Source organism: Piscinibacter gummiphilus (genome assembly GCF_002116905.1).
Lineage (GTDB): Bacteria > Pseudomonadota > Gammaproteobacteria > Burkholderiales > Burkholderiaceae_C > Rhizobacter > Rhizobacter gummiphilus.
Genome location: NZ_CP015118.1, coordinates 4125637 through 4143624, shown reverse-complemented (window position 1 = coordinate 4143624; position 17988 = coordinate 4125637). Strand labels below are relative to the sequence as shown.

General features: G+C 70.7%; 21 protein-coding genes. 15 read left to right on the top strand and 6 right to left on the bottom strand.

The features are described from left to right. Positions 1–3: 3 nt before the first annotated feature. From A4W93_RS18680 to A4W93_RS18665, 4 genes are read left to right on the top strand one after another with little or no spacing between them, the layout of a single operon-like run. The gene (locus A4W93_RS18680; protein ID WP_085752036.1) at positions 4–555 is read left to right on the top strand and encodes a VOC family protein; all 552 of its coding nucleotides are present in this window, start codon (positions 4–6) and stop codon (positions 553–555) included. Between the two features lie 2 nt (positions 556–557). Then, entirely contained in the window at positions 558–1841 is a 1284-nt protein-coding gene (locus A4W93_RS18675) for a ribulose-bisphosphate carboxylase large subunit family protein (RefSeq protein ID WP_085752035.1), read from the top strand. Then, positions 1838–3166, top strand: coding sequence for a four-carbon acid sugar kinase family protein (locus A4W93_RS18670; RefSeq protein ID WP_237357576.1), 1329 nt, complete (start codon positions 1838–1840; stop codon positions 3164–3166). Before A4W93_RS18675 ends, A4W93_RS18670 begins: the two co-directional genes overlap by 4 nt. Before the next feature lie 52 nt (positions 3167–3218). Continuing rightward, positions 3219–4202: a hypothetical protein gene (locus A4W93_RS18665; RefSeq protein ID WP_085752034.1), complete on the top strand. Its 984-nt coding sequence runs from the start codon at positions 3219–3221 to the stop codon at positions 4200–4202. A gap of 6 nt (positions 4203–4208) precedes the next feature. On the opposite strand, the gene A4W93_RS18660 is transcribed toward A4W93_RS18665, so the two are convergent. From A4W93_RS18660 to A4W93_RS29725, 4 genes are all read right to left on the bottom strand, one after another. Further along, positions 4209–5093, bottom strand: coding sequence for a helix-turn-helix domain-containing protein (locus A4W93_RS18660; protein WP_157131692.1), 885 nt, complete (start codon positions 5091–5093; stop codon positions 4209–4211). Positions 5094–5101: 8 nt separating this feature from the next. Further along, a complete protein-coding gene (locus tag A4W93_RS18655) occupies positions 5102–6007 on the bottom strand; it encodes a hypothetical protein (protein ID WP_085752032.1) in 906 nt (301 codons plus the stop codon). A 200-nt stretch (positions 6008–6207) separates the two neighbouring features. Further along, complete coding sequence (locus A4W93_RS18650) at positions 6208–6621, bottom strand: hypothetical protein (protein WP_085752031.1); 414 nt, start codon at positions 6619–6621, stop codon at positions 6208–6210. Between the two features lie 95 nt (positions 6622–6716). Continuing rightward, positions 6717–7655, bottom strand: coding sequence for a DUF481 domain-containing protein (locus tag A4W93_RS29725; RefSeq protein ID WP_099959933.1), 939 nt, complete (start codon positions 7653–7655; stop codon positions 6717–6719). Positions 7656–7719: 64 nt separating this feature from the next. Between A4W93_RS29725 and A4W93_RS18640 the strand changes: the two genes are divergently transcribed. The 7 genes from A4W93_RS18640 to A4W93_RS18610 are packed head-to-tail and all read left to right on the top strand — an operon-like array spanning position 7720 to position 12769. Then, positions 7720–8964 (top strand): leucine-rich repeat-containing protein kinase family protein, encoded by a 1245-nt coding sequence (locus A4W93_RS18640; RefSeq protein ID WP_169726559.1) that lies wholly within the window; start codon positions 7720–7722, stop codon positions 8962–8964. Between the two features lie 50 nt (positions 8965–9014). Next, a complete protein-coding gene (locus A4W93_RS18635; RefSeq protein ID WP_085754232.1) occupies positions 9015–9383 on the top strand; it encodes a DNA-binding protein in 369 nt (122 codons plus the stop codon). A gap of 1 nt (position 9384) precedes the next feature. Next, positions 9385–10698, top strand: a complete 1314-nt coding sequence (locus A4W93_RS18630; protein ID WP_085752029.1) for a type II toxin-antitoxin system HipA family toxin — start codon at positions 9385–9387, stop codon at positions 10696–10698. A 1-nt stretch (position 10699) separates the two neighbouring features. Further along, on the top strand, positions 10700–11188 hold the full coding sequence (locus A4W93_RS18625) for a hypothetical protein (protein WP_157131691.1): 489 nt from the start codon (positions 10700–10702) through the stop codon (positions 11186–11188). Between the two features lie 45 nt (positions 11189–11233). Continuing rightward, on the top strand, positions 11234–11845 hold the full coding sequence (locus A4W93_RS18620; protein ID WP_085752027.1) for a TetR/AcrR family transcriptional regulator: 612 nt from the start codon (positions 11234–11236) through the stop codon (positions 11843–11845). A 13-nt stretch (positions 11846–11858) separates the two neighbouring features. Beyond that, the gene (locus A4W93_RS18615) at positions 11859–12158 is read left to right on the top strand and encodes a YciI family protein (RefSeq protein ID WP_237357575.1); all 300 of its coding nucleotides are present in this window, start codon (positions 11859–11861) and stop codon (positions 12156–12158) included. Between the two features lie 8 nt (positions 12159–12166). Then, entirely contained in the window at positions 12167–12769 is a 603-nt protein-coding gene (locus A4W93_RS18610; protein ID WP_407081725.1) for a DNA-3-methyladenine glycosylase I, read from the top strand. Here the strand turns inward: A4W93_RS18610 and A4W93_RS18605 are convergent. Continuing rightward, positions 12766–14184: an aldehyde dehydrogenase family protein gene (locus tag A4W93_RS18605; RefSeq protein ID WP_085752025.1), complete on the bottom strand. Its 1419-nt coding sequence runs from the start codon at positions 14182–14184 to the stop codon at positions 12766–12768. The genes A4W93_RS18610 and A4W93_RS18605 overlap by 4 nt on opposite strands. 100 nt (positions 14185–14284) lie before the next feature. Here A4W93_RS18605 and A4W93_RS18600 point away from each other — a divergent pair, with 100 nt between their 5' ends. The 3 genes from A4W93_RS18600 (at position 14285) to A4W93_RS18590 (ending at position 16426) form a co-directional block, all read left to right on the top strand. Then, positions 14285–15190 carry a LysR family transcriptional regulator gene (locus A4W93_RS18600; RefSeq protein WP_085752024.1) on the top strand — a complete coding sequence of 302 codons (906 nt, stop codon included), beginning with the start codon at positions 14285–14287 and terminating at the stop codon, positions 15188–15190. A 51-nt stretch (positions 15191–15241) separates the two neighbouring features. Then, positions 15242–15829 (top strand): TetR/AcrR family transcriptional regulator, encoded by a 588-nt coding sequence (locus A4W93_RS18595; protein ID WP_085752023.1) that lies wholly within the window; start codon positions 15242–15244, stop codon positions 15827–15829. A 99-nt stretch (positions 15830–15928) separates the two neighbouring features. Further along, on the top strand, positions 15929–16426 hold the full coding sequence (locus A4W93_RS18590; RefSeq protein WP_085752022.1) for a hypothetical protein: 498 nt from the start codon (positions 15929–15931) through the stop codon (positions 16424–16426). A 39-nt stretch (positions 16427–16465) separates the two neighbouring features. Here the strand turns inward: A4W93_RS18590 and A4W93_RS18585 are convergent, their stop codons facing one another. Next, positions 16466–17350, bottom strand: a complete 885-nt coding sequence (locus A4W93_RS18585) for a class I SAM-dependent methyltransferase (protein WP_085752021.1) — start codon at positions 17348–17350, stop codon at positions 16466–16468. Between the two features lie 119 nt (positions 17351–17469). On the opposite strand from A4W93_RS18585, the gene A4W93_RS18580 reads away from it, so the two are divergent. After that, positions 17470–17988 (top strand): O-acetyl-ADP-ribose deacetylase, encoded by a 519-nt coding sequence (locus A4W93_RS18580; RefSeq protein ID WP_085752020.1) that lies wholly within the window; start codon positions 17470–17472, stop codon positions 17986–17988.

The window sequence follows — 17988 nt, the reverse complement described above, 5'->3', positions numbered from 1 at the left end:
GACATGAGCAGATTCTTCGGCGAGATCCGCCAGGTGGCCTACCTGGTGCCCGACATCGAGGCCGCGATGGACTACTGGTCCACCGTGCTGGGCGTCGGACCCTGGTACTACAACCCCAAGGTGCCCATCAAGAACTTCACGTACCGCGGCGAGCGGCACGAGCCGCACAACTCGGTGGCGCTGGCCAACGCCGGCGGCCTGCAGATCGAGCTGCTGCAGACCCGCAACGACGTGCCGTCGATGTACCGCGACTTCCTCCGCGCGGGCCTCACCGGCGTGCAGCACGTGGCGTACTGGACCGAGAACTTCGACGCGGACCTCGCGCGGGCCGAGGCCGAGGGCTTCACCGTCTGCATGGGCGGCGAGGTGGGCGAGAACGGCCGCTTCGTCTACTTCGACGAACGCCCGCACCCGGGCCATGGCCCGGGCACCACGATCGAGCTGTCGGAAGTGGCGGGCCCGAAAGGCAAGCTCTTCCGCCTGATCCGCGAGGCCGCGGTGAACTGGGACGGCAGCGACCCGGTGCGCCCGTTCCCCGATCTGTCGACGCTGTGACCATGGCCGGCGATCGTTTCACCGCGACGTACCTGATCGAGACGCCGCTGGACCCGGCCGCCGTGGCCGAGGTGCTGGCGGGCGAGCAGTCCTCGGGCACCTTCACCCGCGTGGCGGGCGAGACGGACGAGCTGCGCGAGCGCGCCCGGGCGCAGGTCGAGTCGATCGAGCTGCTCGACGTGGCCGACCGCCCGTCGCTGCCGAACGGGTGGATGTCCCGCAAGGGCATCTTCGACACCGGACGCCGCTGGCAGCGCGCACGGCTGCGCGTGAGCTTCCCCGTCGCCAACGTGCGTGCGAACCTGCCCACGCTCGCGGCCACCGTGTCGGGCAACCTGTTCGACCTGGGCGAGGTGACGGGCCTGCGGCTCGAGCGCCTGGACCTGCCCGCGTCGTACCGGCTGCAGTTCGACCTGCCGAAGCAGGGCATCGGCGGCACGCGGAAGCTCACGGGCGTGTCGGGCCGTCCGCTGATCGGCACCATCATCAAGCCGAACGTGGGACTGACCGCCGAGGCGACCGGTGAACTCGTCGGGCAGCTGTGCGCGGCCGGCGTCGACTTCATCAAGGACGACGAATGCAGCGGCGACCCGGCCCACGCCCCGCTGCATGACCGCATCCGCGCGGTGATGCGCCGCGTGCGCGACCACGAGCAGCGCACCGGCAAGCACGTGATGGTGGCCTTCCACATCAGCGACGAGGTGGATGCCATGCGCCGCCACGCGGACCTCGTCGAGCAGGAGGGCGGCAGCTGCGTGATGGCGAGCCTGAACTGGTGCGGCTACTCGGCGCTGCAGACGCTGCGCCGGCACACCGGCCTCGCGATCCACGGCCACCGCAACGGCTACGGCGCGCTGTCGCGCCATCCGCTGCTCGGGTTCTCGTTCCAGGCGTACCAGACGCTGTGGCGCCTGTCCGGCGTCGACCACATGCACGTGCACGGCCTGCAGGGCAAGTTCTCGCAGACCGACGAGGAGGTGATCGAGAGCGCGCACGACACGCTGTCGCCGCTCGCGCCGGGCCTCGACGACGCGGTGATGCCGGCGTTCTCGAACGGCCAGTGGGCGGGCACGGTGCCCGCGACGTGGGAGGCGGTCAAGACCCCCGATCTGATGTTCATGGCCGGTGGCGGCATCCTCGCCCATCCGGGCGGCCCGGCCGCCGGCGTGGCCAGCCTGCAGCAGGCCTGGGACGCGGTGCAGCGCGGCGAGACCCTCGACGACCGTGCGGCACGTTCACCCGAGCTGCGCCAGGCGCTCGATTTCTTCGGAAGGAAAGCCGCGTGAGCCCCGACCTGCGCTACGGCTGGTACGGCGACGACTTCACGGGGGCGAGCGACACGCTCGCCGTGCTCGCTCAGGCGGGCCTCGCCGCGATGCTGTTCATGGACGTGCCCGACACGGCCCGGCTCGCCGCGGCAGCGAAGGTGCTCGGCCGGCCGCTGGATGCCGTGGGCATCGCCGGCGCGGCGCGGTCCATGTCGCCCGAGGCGATGGCGATCGAGCTGGAGCCGGTGGGTGCCTTCTTCTCGCGGGTGGCGCCGCGCGTGCTGCACTACAAGGTGTGCTCCACGTTCGACAGCGCGCCGCACGTCGGCAGCATCGGGCAGGCGGTGCGCTCGCTGATGCCCCACGTCGAGCACCCGGTCGCGATGATCGTCGGCGGGCAGCCGAGCCTCGGTCGCCACTGCGTGTTCAGCAACCTGTTCGCCGCGGCGAGGCAGGGCGGGGCGGTGGAGCGGCTGGACCGCCACCCGACGATGCGGGTGCACCCGGTCACGCCGATGCGCGAGGCCGACCTGCGCGTGCACCTCGCGCAGCAGGACCTGGCGCCCGTCGCCGGCCTGCACTTCCCGCTGTACGAGGACGAGGCGGTGCTGCACGCCCGCTTCCACGCGCTCGCCGAACAGGGGGCGCCGGCGGTGCTGCTGGACGTGGCCGAGGCGGCGCACCTGCGGCCCGTGGGGGGGCTGCTCTGGCACGAGGCGCAGCAGCGCCGGGTGCTCGCGGTGGGCCCGAGCAGCGTCGCGCAGGCGCTGCTGCGGAAATGGGGAGCCTCCACCGCGCCGCGCAGCGAAACGACGCGTGAGCGCGATCCGGGCGCGGTGCTGGTCGTGGCCGGCAGCCTGTCGCCCGTCACCGCGCGCCAGGTGCGTGCGGCCGAGGCCTTCCACCGCATCGCGCTCGTGCCCGACGACCTGGTCGACGGCCTCCGCAGCGAGGCCGCACGGCAGCGGGTCGCCGCGTCGTTGGCCGAGGGCCGGGCCACGCTCGTGACGACGGCGCCGGAGAGCCCCGGCGATGCCGACACCCGCCGCGCCGGCGAGGTGGCCGGCGCCACCGCACGGTTCGTGCGGCAGCTGCTCGTCGAGCTGGCCGGCCGCGGTCGGCCGGTGCGCCGCCTCGGGCTGGCGGGGGGCGACACGTCGAGCCTCGTCACCCAGGGCCTCGGACTCTGGGGGCTGTCGTACGTCGGCGCGCTCGGGCCCGGCGTGGCCATCAGCCGCACCCATGCGGACGAGCCCGCGCTGGACGGCGTGACGCTGATGCTCAAGGGTGGGCAGATGGGGGCGGAGGACGTGTTCGAGCGGTTCGCGGGTCTCCCGGGCTGACACCCCCTTGCCGGGGTGACGCGCACGCGCGTGTCCAGTGCAGAATCACCCCATGATCTCCGACGACGAACTCGACTCCGCCGTGACCGCCGGCGTGCTGGACGCCTCCATCGCCGCCGCCCTGCGCGCCCATGTGGCGGCGCTGCACCGTTCATCGGGCGCGGACGAGGAACACTTCCGGCTGGTGACCGGTTTCAACGACGTGTTCGTGGTGATCGCCAGCGCGTTGCTGCTGGTGTCCGTGGGCTGGATCGCCGGCGTCTTCGCACCGTGGGCCGGCGGCGTGGCGGTGTGTGCCGCGTCGTGGGTGCTGGCCGAGTTCTTCGTGCGCCGCCGGCGCATGGCCCTGCCCGCCATCGTGCTGCTTTGCACCTTCGTCGGAGCGGCGTTCTACGCGGTCGAGCTCCTGGCGGGCGCCGCGGCCGCCAGCGCGGTGGGGGTGGCCGGTGCGTGGTTGCACTGGCGGCGTTTCCAGGTGCCGGTCACTGTCGCGGCCGGCGCGGGCGTGCTGCTCTTCGGGCTGGCGTTCGCGCTGGTGGATGGGGTTCCCGCTGCCGGCGAGTGGCTGGGGCTCATTGTTTTCCTGAGCGGTGTCGCCGTGTTCGCGCTCGCGGTGCGCTGGGACGCGTCCGATCCGGCGCGCACCACCCGCCGCGCCGACGTGGCGTTCTGGCTGCACCTGCTGGCTGCGCCGTTGCTCGTGCACCCGGTGTTTGCCGTGGTGGGGGTGATGTCGGAGAACGCGGGCCCCGTGCAGGCGGCCGTGGCCGCCTTGCTGTACCTCGCCATCGGGGCGGTGTCGCTGGCGCTCGACCGGCGCGCGCTGATGGTGTCCGCGCTCGGCTACGTGCTGTTCGCGTTTTCGTCGCTGCTGCAGCAGCACGGGTTCGTGACCCTCGGCTTCGCGCTCACCGCGCTCGCCATCGGATCCGGACTGCTGTTGCTGTCGGCCTTGTGGCAGAAGGCGAGGGCGGTGACGGTGTCCGTGCTGCCGGAGGGCCTGCGGCTTCGCCTGGCGCCGGCGCGGGCGCCTTGAGCCCCTTCAGGCGATCGAGCCGGGCGGTGCCATGGGCGGCCGGAACCGCGGGCTCCGGCGGCTGGGGAACACCGCCACCTCCGCGTTGCTGAAGAAGTACGCGGGCGACGCACCGTAGGTCTGCGTCCACACCTTGCTGAAGTGCGCCGAGTCGGCGAAGCCCGCGCCCACGGCGATCTCGGTGAGCGTGAGGCCCGAGCCCATCATGCCGAGCGCATTCTTGATCTTCAGCCACTGCACGTACTGCCGCAGCGACAGGCCCAGCTCCTGCGCGAACAGCTTCGACAGGCGTGGCGGCGACACGTCGCAGAGGGTCGACAGCGCCGTGACCGACAGCGAGGCGTCGCGGGCGAGCGTGGTCTTCGCGAACTCGACACACGGCGTGAGCGGTGCGGCCGGCGGGAGCATCGTCAGCGCGAGGTTGGTGATGCGCCGGTAGAGTCGCACGCTGGGGTCGCCTCGCATGCCGCCCGCGTGGAACTCCTGCAGCGGCTGCGCGAGGCTCGCGAAGCGGGCGCGTGGCACGTCCATCACGCCGTTGCCGGGGATGTGCGTGAACGCGCGATAGTCGCGGTGGTCCGGGCTCAGGTCGAGGGCCACGAAGGGCGTGTCGCGCGCGGTCAGCTGCGTGGTGACGAACGGGCGGATGGCCACCATGCCGTGCCGCGAGCGCTTGCCTTCCACCTCCAGGTCGAGGTCGTGGCCCGAGGCGGCCATCAGCAGCGTGGCGGCGAAGCGCTTGGTCTTCCACACCGCGTCGGACTTCGCGAGGAAGCCGCCGTCGTGGAAGAGCCGCACGTGGCAGCGGCCCCGCAGGCCGGGCGCAGGGCGTCCGGCCGGCGGGGCCGCTGGAGCCGCGTCCGCACCGTCCATCGTTGGTGCGAACCGCAAGCCATCGGTCACGGCGTGACGAAGGACTTCAGCCAGGTGATCGAGGCGGGCAGGGCCCAGGCGCCGCTGCCGTTCTGGTAGTTCGCGTCCACCAGGGCGCCCGAGCACTGGGCGAGGTAGTCGTTGCCGCCGTAGCCCATGAAGCAGTGGTCGGCGTAGCCGTCGAGCACGTCGAGGTTCTGCACCACGTGCCAGCCGGAGCCGTTGGCCCGGTAGCACGACTGCGAGGTCGACGAGCACTTCAGGCCGGTCACGGTTTCACCGGACACGCGGGCGGTGGTGGCGGTGCCGCCCACGAACATGTCGCGGATGCCGTTGACGATGCGGACGCGGTCGTTGGCCTGTGCGTGGCCGCCGGCGGCCATGCACGAGTTCAGGTTGTACGCGGCCGTGTAGGTGGTGCCGGCGCCCTGGCCCAGCGAGGCCTGGATGCGCGGGTCGTTGTCACGCGACAGCACGGAGATCACCGAGCCCTGGCTGAGGCCCATCGTCACCACGCCCTTCGAGCAGTCGGCCTTGGCGCGCGAGCACAGCTTGGCGATGGCGCTGTTGACGTTGTTCGGGTCGAAGATGCACTTGCCGCGCTGGCCGATGGTGGCGCAGGTGCCGAACGACGCGTTGTCGTACTGCACCGACGCGGCCACGAAGCCCTTGGCCGCAGCGGCGGCGACGGCGGCGTTGGCCCAGTTGCTGGTGTAGCTTTCGCCGGTGCCGCCGATGTAGACCATCACCGGGTACTTGCCCGACGTGGAGGGCTCCTGGCCGGACATGTTGTAGCTGCTGTTGCAGGCGGAGGTGCTGCCGCCCTTGTACGTGGCGGTGAATGCGGTGGTGGCGGCGGCGGCGAGGCCGGACGCGGCCAGCAGGGCCAGGGTGAGGCCGGCCTTGAGGGCCATCTTGCGGGGGAAGTTCATCGGGTGTCTCCGGAAGGTTTCTTGTGTCGGCCGCGGGGAACATCTCCGCGGCTCGCGTTCCTGGTTCGGAACGCCGCCATCATGGCGCCGCAGGGCGCGGGGCGCTTGTACCGAATCGCTACGGGAAGCCCGCGCGCTGCTGGGTTTTTCCGGAGAGAACGGGGAATCCGTCACGGCGGAACGCCGCGTGCCGGAAACGGTCAGCGTGCCGTCACCGGCTTGCCCGTGAGCGACGCGATGCGGGCGGCGACCACCGACGCCTCGGCGTCGTCGTGCGTGCGTCCCACGTGCACCCGCGAGAACCAGCCGAGCGACAGCGTCACCGTCCAGAGTTCCGGCATCTCCTCGCGCACGTGGGCCCCGCCCAGGCGGGAGTGGCTCACGACGACGGTCCGGATCTCGCTGAAGCGCGCGAGCACGCGGGAGCCCGACTTCACGGTTCCGAAGCGCCGGTCCAGCCGCAGCTCGCGGCCACGGCAGTCGAGCACGAGCACCCGCCCGTCGTCCTGGAGGATGCGGATGGCGAACACGGGCTCGAACAGCGAGCGGGCTTCGGCGCCCACGTCGCGGGCGATGCGGCGCACGGCGCGGTGGAGGGTGTCGAGGAAGGACATGGCGGGCACATCCTACCTGCGGCCGTGACGGGCTTGCTAGTGCGCTCGCGCGTCGGGCCGCCGTTGCGGCCGCATCGGAGCCGGCGGCGTGTGGGTCAGAAGCTCAACCGGGTGGTCAGGCTGAGCTTGTGGTACGACCCGAGGTCGAGGTCCACCGTGTTGTGGCGGTACTCGTGGCGCAGGCCCACGCTCAAGGTCTCGTTGATCGCGTAGAGCATTTCCGCATCGCTGTCGGTGCCCCACGAGCCGTCTTCCCACAGGTAGCCGTAGAACGTGTTGTTGAAGCGCACGCGCGGGCTCAGCTGCAGGTTGTTCTCGAGGAAGAACGAGGTCGCGTGCGTGCGGACGCGCAGGTCGTACTTCAGGAAGTCCACCGTGATCCAGTCGTGGCCCAGCGCCACCCGGCTGCGCGAGCGAAGCGACCATTCCTTGCGCGCGCCCAGGCCCAGTGAGCCCTGCAGCAGCAGCGTGTCGAGCGCGGGCAGCGGGTCGATGGTCATGCGGCTGCGGCGAGCCTTCGCGAGGCCCACGGCGAACCACCTCGGCGAGAGATCGTGGAACCAGCGGCCGCGTGCGGTCTGCTCGTTGTTGTCGACGTCGCCGTCCACCACCTTGAAGTCGGTGTTGATCGCCAGGTCGAGCTCACCCGCGGACCGGCGCCACGTGGCCTCGAAGTCGATCGCGGCGTCGCTGGTGGTCGACCCGTCGTCGTCCTCCCAGTAGCCGGACAGGCGCACGGACCACAGCGACGGGGCCCAGCCCGAAGCGATGGGCACGGGCGACGGCGGTACTTCGGCGGTGGCGGTGGCCACCGGCGGCGTGGCATCCGCCTCGAACCGCGCTTCGGCCGGGAGGAAGTTCAGTTCGCCGAACCGGTCCGAGCGGAACCGCCCGGGCTCCACCAGCTCGCCCGAAACGGCGTTGCCGTCGGTGTAGCGGAGCCAGCCGCGGGTCTGGGCGGAGGCGGGGAGGGTGAGGGTGGCGGCGGCGAGCGCCAGGAGGCAGTGGAGGAACGGGGGGCAGCGAACGGGCATGAGACGGGGCAAAACTTCGGCATGGAGTATCGCCGCCCGCGGGGCGGCCCCAGAATGCGACCCGATGACTGCCGCCGACTCTTCCACTGAAATTCTGTTGCGCCTGCGAGCCGGCGAACTGCTGGGCAGCACCCGCCTCGACCTGCGCGGCTGCTCGCTCGCCGAATTGCCGCCCGAGGTGCTCACACTGGCCGGCACGCTCGAGGTGCTGGACCTGACCGGCAACCAGCTGTCGTCCTTGCCTCCGGCGCTGGCGCAGCTGACGAAGCTGCACACGCTGTTCGCCTCGAACAACCGCTTCACGGTGCTGCCGCCGGTGCTGGGCCAGCTGCCGGTGCTGGACACGCTGGGCTTCAAGGCCAACCGGATCGCCGAGGTGCCGGCGGAGTCGCTGTCGCCTTCGTTGCGCTGGCTGATCCTCACGGACAACCGCATCCCCGCGATGCCGTCCACGCTGACCGCGTGCCCGCGGATGCAGAAGCTGATGCTGGCGGGCAACCGGCTCTCGCGGCTGCCCGAGGGCATGGACCGGCTGCAGCGGCTGGAACTGCTGCGGCTGTCGGCGAACCGCTTCGAGCGTGTGGGCGATGCGCTCCCCGGCGAACTGCTTTCGCTGCCCCGGCTGGCCTGGCTCGCCCATGCGGGCAACCCGTTCAGCGAGGCCCGCGAGCACACGCTGGCCGAGGCCCCGGCGATCCCCTGGTCCGAGCTTCAGATGCAGGACGTGTTGGGCGAGGGCGCATCGGGACACATCCACGCCGCGCGCTGGGTGCCGGCCGGCGCCCCCGCGCAGGACGTGGCGGTCAAGCTGTTCAAGGGGGCGGTCACCAGCGACGGCCTGCCCGAGTGCGAGATGGCCGCCACGCTGGCCGCGGGCCGCCACCCGGACCTCGTGGGCGCGCTCGGCGTGCTGGAAGGCCATCCGTCGGGCACGCACGGCCTCGTGCTGCCACGCCTCGCGTCCCACTGGAAGCCGCTGGCCGGCCCGCCGAGCATGGCGACCTGCACGCGGGACGTCTACGCGGACGGCCTGCGCCTGCCCGCGTCACACGCCGACGCCCTCGCACGCGCGGCGACGGCGGCGCTCGACCACCTGCACGCGCGCGGCCTCACGCACGGCGACCTGTACGCGCACAACCTGCTGGTGGACGGGTGCGGGCGCGGGCTCGTCAGCGACTTCGGGGCGGCGTCGTTCCTGCCGGGGGAGGACCCGGAGCGGGCGGAGGCGTTGAAACGGGTGGACCGGCGGGCGCTGCAGGTGCTGCTGGACGAGTTGTCGGGGCTCCGAGAGCCTCGGTCGATGGCATGAAGTAAACATAGATATTCATAAAAGTGGCATATGCGTGATATTCTATGTTCATGCCAAAGACTGCACGCGCCCTCCTGCAACTGCCTCCTGCCACGGCGGCCGCCATTGAGAAGCTCGGTGCCGACCTGGCGGTGGCCCGCCTGCGGCGGAAGGAATCGCTGAAGACCTGGGCCACGCGCATGGGGGTCTCCGTGCCCACGCTGCAGCGCCTGGAGGCTGGCGATTCCGCGGTGGGCATCGGCATCGTCGCCACGGCCCTCTGGCTCATCCAGCGCGACGGCGAACTGGGGCGGCTCGCGGCACCCGAACACGATCAGGGGGCCATCGAGATGGGGGTGCGCGAGGCCGTCGAACTGGGCCGGGCGCGCGCCCGCGCGTCCGCCGAGGCGCGCACCCGCGCCGCGCCGAAGAAGGACTGAGATGCGCCACGACGACCTGTTCCTCTGGTACCTCGGCGACCCGGCCGCGCCCCGCCCCGTGGGGGCGCTCAAGCTCGTTGCTTCCGGCAAGGGCGTCTCGCTGCGCTACGACACGGCATGGCTCGACACCGGTTTCGCGCTCAGCGAAGACCTGCCGCTCGTGGACATCGAGCACCTTCCCCCCGGCCGGCTCTCGGCCGATGCGCAGCGCGCGGTGGGCGCCGTCGACGACGCGAGGCCGGACCGCTGGGGCGAGAAGGTCATCCGCTTCGTCGACAAGCCCCGGCGCCTCTCCTTGATGGAGTACCTCTTCTACGCCGGAGACGATCGGTTCGGTGCCCTGGGGGTTTCCACGTCGCCGGACACCTATCTGCCGCGCGAAGGCAGCCCGCTGCCCCGCCTCGAGCAGGCACAACGGCTGAGCGAGGTGGTGGCCAAGATCGATGCGGCGGAGCCCATCACCGAGGTCGAAGCGAAGATCGTGCGGGGCGGCGGCAGCCTGGGCGGGGCGAAGCCCAAGGCGCTCATCGACATCGACGGCGAGCAGTGGGTCATCAAGTTCTTCAACGGCGAACCCGTCGACAGCCCGCTCGTCGAACACGCGACGATGACCCTTGCGGCCCGCGCGGGCATCACCGTGGCCGAGACCCGCATGGTTCCCCTCGCCACGGGCAACGCCATCGCGGTGCGCCGCTTCGACCGTGAACCCGGCCGCCGCATCCACAGCGTCTCCGCGGGCACGGCCATCCGGGCCGCCACGGCGTCCGGGGCCGAGCCCGACATGGGCTATCCCGAGCTGGCGCGCATCCTGCGCCGCGTCGGTGTCACCGAGGACGACCGCCATCGGCGCGATGCCCGCGAGCTCTTCCGCCGCATGGTCTTCAACATCCTGGTCGACAACACCGACGACCACGAGAAGAACCATTCCCTGCGGGTCGTGAACCCGTTCGCCAACGGCCGCCTGACGCTGGCGCCGGCGTACGACGTGCTGCCCAGCAACTCGGGGCAGGGCTACCAGGAATTCACGTGCGGCCTCGAGGGGCGCGATTCGACGCTCTCGAACGCCATGTCGCAGTGCGATGCCTTCGGTCTGCTGCCCGCCGAGGCGGCGGCCGACGTCGCGGACGTCATCGCCGTGGTGGACACCTGGCAGGCGCACTTCGCCGAGGCGGGTGTGACGGCACGCGACATCGAGGGCCTGGCCGAACGCATCGATGGCGACGAACTGCACGGGCAGCGCCGTGCTTTCGATGCAGCGTCCTTCGCGTCGGCGCCGGTCAGGCGCCGGCGCGGCAGTCCGTTTGGTCGGGGCTGACGTGGCGTTGCCGAAGCCCTCGCCGCTGGCCATCGATCCCGAGACCGGCCACGTCCGCCTCGGCGACCACCCCGCGGCGATCACCCCCGCCATGTCCATCGGCGCGCTCCGCGAGCACTTCGCCAGCTGGGTGAGCGGCGGCCGCGACATCGGCAACGGCTACGAGTGGGTGAGCCTCTCGCACGTGCGCCTGGCCGATCGCCCGGCCGGGATGTCGCTGTGCTTCTTCGAGGGGCGGCTGACGATGCTGACGCTCGGCGTGACCCTGCCCGACGACGAAGAGGAGGAGGGCTGGCCCACCGAGGGCACGAGCCTGCGGCACGTCGCCTTCCTGAAACGGGCGCTGGAGCGGTTGCTGGGACGGTCGATGACGAACGGGTCCGTGCAGTTCGGCTGGGGGGGCGGCGTGGGCGAACTTCGATCACAAGGGGTTCATGGCGTCGGCGGGGGTGCACTACGAGCCGGGGGGGCGAGGGAGTTGATGCGCTAGGGCAATTGTCCTAAGATCGTAGGACAGTTGCCCTAATCGCTCCCCATGACCGTCGCCACCACGCGGGACCGCATCGTCGAAGCGGCCGATGCGCTGTTCTACCAGCGCGGCTTCGAGAAGACCTCGTTCGCCGGCATCGCCGATGCGGTCGGGCTGTCGCGCGGCAACTTCTACTACCACTTCAAGACGAAGGACGAGATCCTCGACGCGGTGATCGCGTTGCGTGCGGCACGCACCCAGGCGATGCTGGACGAGTGGACGGCGCTCGCGCCCACGCCGCTCGACCGGTTGCGCTGTTTCGCCGAGATGCTGATCCACAACCGCGAGGCGATCCAGCACCACGGCTGCCCCGTGGGCACGTTGTGCGCCGAGCTCGCGAAGTCGGCGCACCCGGCCTCGGGCAACGCCGCGATGATCTTCGGCCAGTTCCGCGACTGGCTGCGCGAGCAGTTCGAGGCGCTCGGCCACGCCGGCGACGCCGATGCGCTCGCGATGCACCTGCTGTCGCGCAGCCAGGGCATTGCCGCGCTGGCCAATGCCTTCCACGACGAGGCCTTCATCCGGCACGAGGTCGAGCGGATCGACGCGTGGCTGGCCTCGCTGGCCCCGAAGCCGACCGCCACACGCGCGCGGCGCGCGAAGAACACCCACTCCTGAACGGACACGTCCCATGTTGTTCATCATCTTTCTCCGGTTCGGCCCCAACCGGTCCCAGGCGGGCCAGTGGATGGCCGGGCACAACCAGTGGATCCAGCAGGGGCTCGACGACGGGGTCTTCCTGGTGGCGGGGTCGCTCGACAACGCGCAGGGCGGGGTCGTGCTCGCGGGGAACGCGGACAGCGCCGAGGTGCAGGCCCGGGTCTGGCAGGACCCGTTCGTGGTCCATGGCGTGGTGACGGCCGAGGTGCATGCCGTGTCGCCGTCGCGCCTGTCGGCGGGGATGGCCGACCTGCTGCGGGCCGCGGCATGAGCCAGGCGATGACGGTCACCGGCACCGACGGCCAGCCGCGCTGCCGCTGGTGCGCGGCGGCGCCGGAGTTCGAGGCGTACCACGACCGCGAGTGGGGCTTCCCGGTCGCGGACGACACGCGGCTGTTCGAGAAGATCTGCCTGGAGGCGTTCCAGTCGGGCCTGAGCTGGCGAACCATCCTCGCCAAGCGTGAGAACTTCCGGCGGGCGTTCGACGGCTTCGACTTCCGCCGCGTGGCCCGCTTCGGCGAGAAGGACGTCGCCCGCCTGCTGCAGGACGAAGGCATCGTGCGCCACCGCGGGAAGATCGAGGCGGTGATCCACAACGCCGCGCGGGCCGTGGAACTGCAGGCGGAGCACGGGTCGCTGGCCGCCTACTTCTGGCGGTTCGAGATCGACCCCGCCAGCGCGGCGGAACCGCAGACCGTCACCACCGCGCCCGAGGCCGTGGCGCTGGCCAAGGACCTGAAGAAGCGCGGCTGGAAGTTCGTGGGCCCGACGACGGTCTACGCGTTCATGCAGGCCATGGGCCTCGTGAACGACCACGCGACCGGCTGTGTGGTGGCGAAGCAGGTCGCGCGGGCCCGGGACGCCTTCGACGTGCCGGCTTAGTCCGTCACGAGGGCCTTCGGCTCGAGGAACGATTCGAAGCCGAATCGCCCCAGCTCGCGGCCCACGCCCGACTGCTTGGTGCCGCCCAGGGGCGCCAGCACGTCCGGGGCGATGCGGTTGATCAGCACGCTCCCCACGTCGAGCCGCATCGCCACGCGGCGGGCGCGCTCCGGCTGTGACGAGAACACGTAGGCCTGCAGGCCGTAGGCGGAGTCGTTGGCGATGCGCACCGCGTCGTCCTCGTCGTCGTACGCCAGGATGGACAGCACCGGACCGAAGATCTCGTCGCGGGCGATGGCCATGCCGCCGTGCACGTCGGCGAACACGGTCGGCTTCACGAACCAGCCGGCGTCCAGTCCTTGCGGTCGGCCTTCGCCGCCGGTCACCAGCGTGGCACCCTCCTCGAGGCCGAGGCGGATGTAGTGCTGGATGCGGTCGTACTGGGCGCGGCTGGCCATCGGGCCGATGGCGGTTTCGGGGTCGCGGGGATTGCCCACGCGCAGCGCGGCGACGGCCTGCCGCACGAGGTCGAGCACCTCGGCCTGGCGGGCGCGCGGCACCAGCAGGCGGGTGCCCGCGACACAGGCCTGGCCGTTGTTCATGAAGGCCGCGTTCAGGGCGAGGGGCACGGTGGTCCGGAAGTCCGCGTCGTCCAGCAGCACGGTGGCCGACTTGCCGGTCAGCGCGAGGCTCACGCGCTTCATCGTGTCGACGGCCGCACGTGCGATGAGCTTGCCGGTGGGCGTGGAGCCCGTGAACGAGATCCTCGCGACGTCGGGGTTCGTGCTCAGTTCGTCGCCCACGTCGCCGCCTCGGCCCAGCAGCACGTTGACGACCCCGGGCGGCAGGTCCGCGTCGTGGAAGGTCTCGGCCACCACGCGGGTCTGCAGCGGGCTGAACTCGCTGGGCTTGATGATGGAGGCGCAGCCGGCCGCGAGGGCCGAGGCCAGCTTGCTGCACATCGTGCCGGCCACGCTGTTCCACGGCACGATGAGCGCGGACACGCCCACCGGTTCCATCACCACCTCGGCGTGGCCGACCTGGCGGACGAAGTCGTAGTCCTCGAGCACGGCGATCGCGTTCGCGAACGACTGCGAGGCGTACTGGCTGACCCACCGGGCGCGCGAGAGCGGACCGCCGTACTCGTCGAGCGTGGCGTCGCGGATGTCGTCCGTGCGCGCCAGCACGGCGGCCTGGAGGCGCTTCAGCATCGAGATGCGTTCGGCCTTGGTGGTGCGGCCGAGCGTGCGCTGGGCGTCGCGGGCGGCCGCGATGGCCCGCCGCGCGTCTTCGCGGTTCGCGAGCGTGGCGGTGCCGATGACCCGTTCCGTCGTGGGATCGAGGGTCTGCAGGGTTTCGGTTCCCAGCACGGGAACGAAGCGGCCGCCGATGTAGGCGTGGTCGAAGTGGCGCATGTCAGGGTCTTCCGGTTGAAGCGATGGTGGAACTCTAGGAGCCGGGGACTGTCTTGATAAGATGGCCAGCGCAGGATGAGTCATCCGGGAAATCAGGACAATGCACAAGAGCGGCCTCACCGAACTCGAAGTCGTGCTGGCGGTGGCCCGCCGGCAGAGCTTCCGCGCCGCGGCGCTGGAGCTCGAGATGTCCACGTCGGCGGTGAGCAGCGCCGTCGCGAACCTGGAGGCCCGGCTCGGCACGCGGCTGTTCCATCGCACCACGCGCAGCGTGTCGCTGACGCAGGCGGGGCGGCAGTTCGCGGGCCAGGTCGAACCGGCGGTCAAGCAGATCCGGGACGCGATGGCCGCGGTGAACGACCGCCAGGCCACGCCCACGGGCACGCTGCGCATCAACAGCTCGCTGGGCGCGGCACTGATGGCCTTCCAGCCCGTCATGGCCGAATACCTGCGGCGCCACCCGGGCATGACGCTCGACCTCGTCACCGAAGGCCGCATGCTGGACATCGTCGCCGAGGGATTCGACGCCGGCCTGCGCCCGGGCCCGCTCGTGCCGCGCGACATGATCCGCGTGCCCCTCGGGCCGGACGTGCCCATGGTGGTGGTGGGTTCGCCGCAGTACTTCGCCCGCGTTCCCAGGCCGGAGACGCTCGCCGACCTGGCCCGGCACCAGTGCATCCGGGCGCGTTTGCCCAGCGGTGCGCCGTCGCCCTGGGACTTCGTCCGCAAGGGCAAGCCGGTTCATGTCGACGTGCCCGGGGCGCTGATCCTCGACGCCCCGCTGCTGATGCGCGAGGCCGTGCTGGGTCACCTGGGGCTGGCGCAACTGGCCGAATGGTACGTCGCGGCCGACCTGGCCGACGGGCGGGTGGAGCAGGTGCTGGCCGGCGACATGGCGCCGTATCCGGGGCTGTGCCTCTACTACTCCGGCCATCGCCACGTTCCGGCGGGCTTGCGCGCGCTGATCGACCTCGTCCACGAACGCCGGTCCGATCCGGGGCTTTGACACGTTGCCTACCAACTGGTAGGCTGGCGGCCGATCCATCGCACCGATCCCATGTCCGCAGAACTTTCTCCCAAGGCCGCCGAGATCGTCGCCCACACGCGCTCGCTGCTGGTCGCGGGCGGCTACAACAGCTTCAGCTATGCCGACCTCGCGGCGCGGGTCAACATCGCCAAGGCCAGCATCCACCACCACTTCCCGAGCAAGGCGGTGCTCGTGAAGACCGTCGTCTCGCTGTACCGCGGCGAAGCCCGGGCCGGGCTGGCGTCGCTGGAGCAGCAGTTCGACGACCCGCTGTCGGAACTCAACGCCTACGCGGACTACTGGGCGGCCTGCATCCGGAGCGGCGAATCGCCGTTCTGCATCTGCGCCATGCTCGCGACTGAATTGCCTACCTTGCCCGAGGACGTGGCGGCGGAAGTGCAGGCGCATTTCCACGACCTGAACGCGTGGCTCGCCGGGGTGCTCAAGCGCGGTGCCGCGGCCGACCAGTTCCATCTGCTCAACAGTCCCGCCATGTCGGCCCGCGCGTTCATGGCCGTCGTGCACGGAGCGATGCTGATGGCCCGTGCGCTGGGTGACCCCAAGGCCTTCGCGACCATCGTCCAGCCGGCCATCCTGAAGCTGACCCAGGCGGCCTGACCTTCTCTTTCCCCGAGGGCGGCGCGAGCCGCCTTTCATTTGCCTGCGCTGTCTACCAACTAGTAGATTTGCGATCCCTTCAACCTTCGGAACTTCGACATGCCTCACCCCCTTTCACCCCTGGGCGTCGTGCACACCCTGATCAGCCTGGCTCCGCTCGTGACCGGCCTGTACGCCTTCGTTCGTTTCCATCGCATCGAGCCGGCCGCACCGTCCGGGAAGCTCTACCTCGCCGGGCTCGCGCTGTCGGTGTTCACGGCGTTCGGCCTGTCCAGCACGGCGGGCGTGAACCCGGGCCACGTCCTCGGCGTGCTGGCGCTGCTGGCCGCCTTCGGTGGGGCGCTGCTCGTGCCGCGGCTCGCGTTCCTCGGCCGGCTGGGGGCACACCTGCAGACGTTCGGGCTGTCCTTCAGCTTCTTCCTGCTGCTCGTGCCGGGGATCAACGAAACCCTCACGCGGGTGCCGATGGCCCGGCCCCTGGCGACGGGGCCGGAAGATCCGCTGGTGCGGCTGTCGCTGCTGGTCTGGCTGGCCCTCTTCGTCGTGGGGTACACGCTGCAGGTGCTGGAGCGCCGCGCGTCGAGGCGCGCGGCCTGAGGATCCGGTGAGCAGCGACGGGCTGCACCAGGGTTCGGGTCAGGGTTCCGTCCGCGCGGTGCGCGCCCCGGCCGACCAGTCGTAGTTGTGCGTGGGCACCGGGCTGTAGAGCCGGATGTCCTCGTTCGTGTTCCGCAGCAGGTAGTGCAGCACGTCGTTGTTCTGGATCGTGGCGTCGCGCTGCGCGCCCGCCTTCTTCGGCGTGTAGGTGACGTAGAACTCGTTGTTGCCGGACAGCCCGAGCGTCTCGAACCCGTTGAACGTGGCGATGTGGATCATCTCCCAGTACGGGATCGGGTTGATGTGCTGCCAGAGGTTCACCGGGTCGAAGTAGGCGAAGAAGCCCACGTTGTTGCCGTTGAACACGCGCTTGCTGTGGTTCGACGAGATGTTGGGCGTGGTGACGATCAGCGTGCCGCCGGTCTTCAGCACCTTCTTGACCTTGCGGAACAGCAGCCACGGGTTCTCGATGTGCTCGATGATCTCCTGGCAGATCACGGCGTCGAAGCGCAGGTCGCCGAAGGGCAGGTCGTCCTGCGTGTTCAGGTCGTGGAAGCGGATGTGTTCCGAGTCCTCGTCGATGTCGAAGTCGACGCCGTAGGCTTCGAACCCGAGTGCGGCCAGGAAGTCCATCTGGTTCTTCTTGCCGCAGCCCACGTTCAGCACCTTGATGCCGGTGCGGTTCGACGGGAACTGCTTGCACAGCAGCGACAGCGTCTGCTCGGTGACACCGCGGTCGGCGTTCACGTTCGTCAGGTGCTTCCGCGTGCGGCCGTTGATCTCGAACCCCGCGGACGGGAAGGTCTCGAACAGGCGGTCGATGCCGGTGTCCTGCGTGTCGGTCACCGTCACGGCCAGGCCGCGGCCCACCGTGTTCTTGCCCCTGAGTCGATCGAAGATGTCCTGCACGAACCGGATTCGCATGTCTGTCCTTCAGCGGGGCGATTCCCCGGCACCGGCCGCTTCCTTGCGGCCGCTGCGGACTATAGCGGACCCCCCGGGCGCGGCGTCTGGCGTAGCATGTCCGTCTCGAGGCCTTCCGCATGCCAACCCGTCTTCGCACCCTCCGGGCCGACATCACGACGCTCCATGTGGGCGCCATCGTCAACGCGGCGAATTCGTCGCTGCTCGGCGGCGGCGGCGTGGACGGGGCGATCCATCGCGCGGCCGGCCCCGACCTCGTCCACGAGTGCCGGCTGCTCGGCGGCTGCAGGACGGGCGAGGCGAAGGTCACGCGGGGCTACCGCCTTCCGGCGGCCTGGGTGATCCACACCGTCGGACCGGTGTGGCGAGGCGGTGACCAGGGCGAGCCCGAACTGCTCGCCAACTGCTACCGGCGGTCCGTCGCGCTGGCGGAGGAGAAGGGCGTGGCCTCGCTCGCGTTCCCGTGCGTCAGCACGGGCATCTACGGCTACCCGGCCGACCTGGCGGCGCGGGTCGCGGTGCGAACCGTCCGGGAGAGCCTGGCACCGCAGTCCTCGCTGGACGAGGTGATCTTCTGCTGCTTCTCGCAGGAGGACCAGCGGCTCTACGAGCGCCTGCTCGACGAGGCGGTGTCCTGA